The 1,755-nt window shown below is 59.7% G+C and carries 1 pseudogene; it reads left to right on the top strand.

Annotated features, from left to right (window positions below):
• Positions 1-1,755 (top strand): annotated as a pseudogene (locus VZ95_RS17330) (DNA-directed RNA polymerase subunit beta); the annotation flags it as partial.

Raw genomic sequence — 1,755 nt, forward strand, 5'->3', positions numbered from 1 at the left:
ATTACCTTTGCTGCACCGCTGAAGGTTACGCTCCGTCTGGTCGTGTGGGACATCGACGAGGACACGGGCGCCCGGTCGATCCGCGACATTAAAGAACAAGAAGTCTATATGGGCGATATGCCCCTGATGACGGGCAACGGCACGTTCATCATCAACGGCACCGAGCGCGTCATCGTCAGCCAGATGCATCGGTCGCCGGGCGTGTTCTTCGATCACGATCGCGGCAAGACCCATTCGTCGGGCAAATATCTGTTTGCGGCGCGCGTTATTCCCTATCGCGGCTCGTGGCTCGATTTCGAGTTCGACGCGAAGGATATCGTCTACGTCCGTATCGATCGCCGCCGCAAACTGCCGGCGACGACGCTGATGCTGGCGCTCGATTCGGCGATGACCGAAGAGCTGCGCGTGAAGCGGGCGGAAGAGGGCGGCGCGCTGGCTCCCTTCGAAGCGACCGGGATGCCCGCCGAAGAAATCCTTCAGCATTTCTATGAAACGCTCCCCTTCGAGCGCACGCCGGGCGGCTGGAAAATGCCGTTCCGTCCCGAACAGTTCAAGGGCATGAAGCTGGCCTATGATCTGGTCGATGCGACGACGGGTGAAGTCCGTCTGCCCAAAGAAACCAAGATCACGCCGCGCCTCGCCAATAAGCTCGTGGCCGAAGGTCTCGAAGCCGTGCTGGTGCCGACCGAAGATCTGGTCGGGCGCTATGTGGCCGCCGATATCATCAATGAAACCACGGGCGAAATTTACGTCGAAGCCGGGGAAGAGGTGAGCGAACAGCTTCTCGAAACCTTGGCCGATGTGAATGTCAACGAGCTGCCGACGCTGAATATCGATCACGTCAATGTGGGTCCCTACATCCGCAACACGCTGGCCGTGGACCGGAACAAGACCCGCGAAGACGCGCTGATCGATATTTACCGCGTCATGCGCCCCGGCGAGCCGCCGACCCTCGAAACGGCGGAAAAGCTGTTCGGCGATCTATTCTTCGACTCGGAACGCTATGATCTGTCGGCGGTGGGCCGCGTGAAGATGAATGCGCGCCTGGGCCTGGATGTGCCGGATACCATGCGCGTCTTGCGCAAGCACGACGTGCTGTCGATCGTCAAGCTGCTGTGCGATCTGAAAGACGGTCGCGGCGAAATCGACGATATCGATCATCTCGGCAACCGCCGCGTTCGGTCGGTCGGCGAATTGATGGAAAATCAATATCGTCTCGGCCTGCTGCGCATGGAGCGCGCTATTCGCGAGCGCATGTCGTCGGTCGAAATCGACACGGTCATGCCGCACGATCTCATCAACGCGAAGCCGGCAGCGGCAGCGGTGCGCGAGTTCTTCGGCTCGTCGCAGCTCAGCCAGTTTATGGATCAGACCAACCCGCTCTCGGAAATCACCCATAAGCGCCGCCTGTCGGCGCTTGGGCCGGGCGGTTTGACGCGCGAACGCGCGGGCTTTGAAGTCCGCGACGTGCATCCGACCCATTATGGCCGTATCTGCCCGATTGAAACGCCGGAAGGCCCGAATATCGGTCTTATCAACTCGCTCGCCACTTACGCGCGGGTCAATCAATACGGCTTTATCGAAAGCCCCTACCGCAAGGTCAAGGACGGGATCGTTTCCAGCGATGTCATCTATTTGTCCGCGATGGAAGAAGGGCGCTACACGATTGCTGAGGCGAATGCGGAACTCGATTCCGACATGCGTTTCGTCAGCGAGTTGGTACCGAGCCGTCAGGGCGGCGAATATATCGTTGCC

The sequence above is a fragment of the Elstera litoralis genome, from assembly GCF_000963705.1.
GTDB lineage: Bacteria > Pseudomonadota > Alphaproteobacteria > Elsterales > Elsteraceae > Elstera > Elstera litoralis.